Below are 3,190 nucleotides of genomic sequence, written 5' to 3' on the forward strand. Positions count from 1 at the left end.
TCATCCCGCCTTCAGACACGTTCGGGCAGGACAAGTTAAGCTCTAAAGCGTCCGGCTTGGCCGCGGCCAGAATTTCCGCGACTTCCACGTAGTCTTCCACGCTTTCCCCGCCCACGCTGGCCAAGATCGGCAGGTCCGGGTGCTTTTCTCTTAAAGCCGGGATCTTCTCGCTAGCCACGACCTCAGCGCCTGGGTTGGTCAAGCCTACGGCGTTCATGACCCCGTCAGCGAGCAAGGAAATCTGCGGCTGAGGGTTGCCGGTCCGGGCATGCCGGGTGGCAGTCTTTAAGACGATCGCCCCCATCTCGTCCCAGTTGAAATTCTCTGGCAAGTCGCCAAAGGCAAAGGTCCCACTCGCCGGCATTACCGGATTCTTCAGCTTCAAGCCTGGCAGTTCAACAGCCAAATTAACTTCTGCGGTCATTTTTCCTCCCGTGTGACTTCTTTGACTTTTAAATTCGCCAAGATTATCCTACAAAAAAATAAAAAAGGCAAGCTGGCCTGGCCCTTGATTTCTCAGAAAGTTCGTGATAGTCTTTTGTTAACTGAGCTTTAATTGGTACAGAGAGACCACAAGCAGCACAATCTTTTTGGTATGCACGCATTCTGCCCGCCTGGGGTCTCTGTAGACTCTGGCGGGCTTTTCTTATGCGGTCATACGCGCTTTGTAAATTTAAGGAGTCGCAATTGAACAAACCGTTATTTATCGCTTTGGACTATGATGATCAGGAAAAAATGTGGCTGTTCCTCAACCAGCTGAAGGACAAGCAGGGCCTGCACGTCAAGCTGGGGATGGAAATGTTCTACCAGTACGGGCCGGAAATTGTCCGTGATTTGTCCGCCAAGGGCTACCAGATCTTCCTTGACCTCAAGCTGCACGACATTCCCAACACCGTCAAGCGGACTGCCCACCAGCTGGCTGCTTTGGGCGTTTACTGCACGACTGTCCACGCCCTGGGCGGCAAGCAGATGATCCAGGCCGCTAAAGAAGGCTTGATCGAAGGTACCCCGGCCGGCAAGCCTGTGCCAAAGCTTTTGGCGGTGACTGAACTGACTTCAATCTCTGAAGAAGTCTTGAAGAATGAACAGCACTTCTCACTCAACCTGGCTGACGAAGTAAAGAGCCTGGCCCACCAGGCCCAGGAAGCCGGGGCTGACGGGATCATCTGCTCACCTTTGGAAGTCAAGGCGATGAAGAGCGAATTCAGCGACGACTTCATGTTCGTCACTCCGGGCATCAGGCCAAAGAGCTACCAAAAAGACGACCAGGCCCGGGTGGCCACCCCAGGCCAGGCGCGGGAAAACGGGTCAACCGCTATTGTTGTCGGCCGGCCAATCACCCAGGCCGCTGACCCGCAAAAAGCATATGAAGAGATTTTGAAGGGTTGGAGCAAGAACGATGCAAAATAACGAAATTATCCGCCAGCTGATCGACAAGAAGATTGTGACTATTTGCACAGACAAGGACTTTGTCTACGCCAGCGGGATGCACTCCCCGATCTACACTGACCTGCGGCAAACCCTTTCCTTCCCGAAACTGCGGCAGGCAATCGCTGAAAACCTGGCAGCCTTGATCAAGCAGGAATTCCCGGAAGTTACGGTGATCGGCGGTGTCGCTACGGCCGGCATCCCGCACGCTGCCTGGGTTGCCCAAGTCATGAACCTGCCAATGGTTTACGTCCGCTCCAAGCCAAAGGACCACGGCCAAGGCCGGCAAATCGAAGGCCGCCTGTCCATGGACGACCACATCGTTTTGATCGACGACCTCATTTCAACTGGCGGCAGCGTTTTGTCTGCCGTGCAAGCAGTCAAGGACACCGGCGCCCACGTTGACGGGGTCAGCTCAATCTTTACCTACCTTTTGCCAGACGCTGACGAAAACTTCAAGAAGGCCGACACCAAGTTTGCCCCGCTCTTGAACTACCGGGAACTGATTGAACAGGAAATTGCTGAAACGGTCAGCGAAGAACAATATAAGGAATTGTTGGCTTGGCACCAGGATCCTTGGAACTGGAAGCAGTAAGAGCTAGTAAAGAAATTCCTAAGAAAGGCGGATTTTTTCATAAACTTTGCCTCCAGGAACTCTATATCTGAAAAAATATGTTATATTAGTAACCAGTACGTATGAAGGATGTGGAGATTTAATTTTATGAAAAAGCATTTGAAGAAAATTGCCGTTTTGGCAGGTGCCGCAGCTATCGGTCTGTCCACTGCCGCTTGCTCAAGCAGCTCAGCTACTGTAGTTAACTACAAGGGTGGCAAGATCACTCAGGACGAATACTACGAAGCTATGAAGGACACTTCAGCCGGCCAATCAACTTTGGTCAGCTTGATCGTCTACCGCACGCTGAAGGCCCAATACGGTGACAAGGTATCTTCAAAGAAGATCAACGCCGAATACAACAAGTACAAGAAGCAATACGGCTCAAACTTCAGCACTGTTTTGAGCTACAGCGGCTTGACTACTAAGTCATTCAAGCAAAACCTGGCAACCAACCTGTACTCAGTTGCCGCTTTGAAGGACTTGAAGAAGCCAACCACCACGCAAGAAAAGAACTGGTGGAAGAGCTACCACACCAAGACCACTGTGCAACACATTGTAGTTGACAAGAAGTCAACTGCTGAAACTGTCATCAAGAAGCTGAAGAGCGGCACTAGCTTTGCTACTCTGGCTAAGAAGTACTCAACTGAGACTGCTACCAAGAAGAAGGCCGGCAAGCTGGCAGCCTTCGACTCAACTGACACTAGCTTGAGCAGCACTTTCAAGTCAGCTGTTTGGAAGCTTAAGGAAGGCGAATACACTACCACGCCAGTTAAGACTTCATCCGGCTACGAAGTCATCAAGGTTTTGAAGACTACTGAAAAGGGCTCATACACTAAGAACAAGAGCTTCATCGACAAGCAGCTCTACGCTAAGTGGGCAGCTGACTCCAACACAATGACCAAGATCATCGGCAAGGTTCTGAAGAAGGCCAACGTCAACATCAAGGACAAGGACCTGAAGAGCAAGAACCTGCTGGCTAACTACCTTGGCACTTCATCATCATCTAGCTCATCATCAAGCTCAAACTAATGCGGGCCGACGATTAGACGATAAAAAGACGCGATTCTGATATGACCCCCGAAATTAGGACACTAATTTCGGGGGTTATTTTCATGACTAAATACACTAAAGAAATCAAACTTGCTA

At 50.7% G+C, this 3,190-nt stretch carries 4 protein-coding genes; 3 read left to right on the plus strand and 1 reads right to left on the minus strand.

The genetic code is table 11. The annotated features are described in order from the left end of the window. The coding region (locus tag FD23_RS10400; RefSeq protein WP_483803742.1) for a beta/alpha barrel domain-containing protein at positions 1 to 424 on the minus strand (424 nt) is incomplete at its 3' end. A 263-nt stretch (positions 425 to 687) separates the two neighbouring features. Here FD23_RS10400 and pyrF point away from each other — a divergent pair. The 3 genes from pyrF (at position 688) to FD23_RS04710 (ending at position 3,073) form a co-directional block, all read left to right on the plus strand. Further along, positions 688 to 1,410, plus strand: a complete 723-nt coding sequence (gene pyrF, locus FD23_RS04700; protein ID WP_052933717.1) for an orotidine-5'-phosphate decarboxylase — start codon at positions 688 to 690, stop codon at positions 1,408 to 1,410. Beyond that, complete coding sequence (pyrE, locus tag FD23_RS04705) at positions 1,400 to 2,023, plus strand: orotate phosphoribosyltransferase (RefSeq protein WP_025895567.1); 624 nt, start codon at positions 1,400 to 1,402, stop codon at positions 2,021 to 2,023. The genes pyrF and pyrE overlap by 11 nt, the downstream gene beginning before the upstream one ends. A gap of 126 nt (positions 2,024 to 2,149) precedes the next feature. Beyond that, the gene (locus FD23_RS04710) at positions 2,150 to 3,073 is read left to right on the plus strand and encodes a peptidylprolyl isomerase PrsA (RefSeq protein ID WP_025895568.1); all 924 of its coding nucleotides are present in this window, start codon (positions 2,150 to 2,152) and stop codon (positions 3,071 to 3,073) included. Positions 3,074 to 3,190: the final 117 nt, after the last annotated feature.

It is taken from the genome of Lactobacillus delbrueckii subsp. delbrueckii DSM 20074 = JCM 1012 (genome assembly GCF_001433875.1).
Classification (GTDB): domain Bacteria; phylum Bacillota; class Bacilli; order Lactobacillales; family Lactobacillaceae; genus Lactobacillus; species Lactobacillus delbrueckii.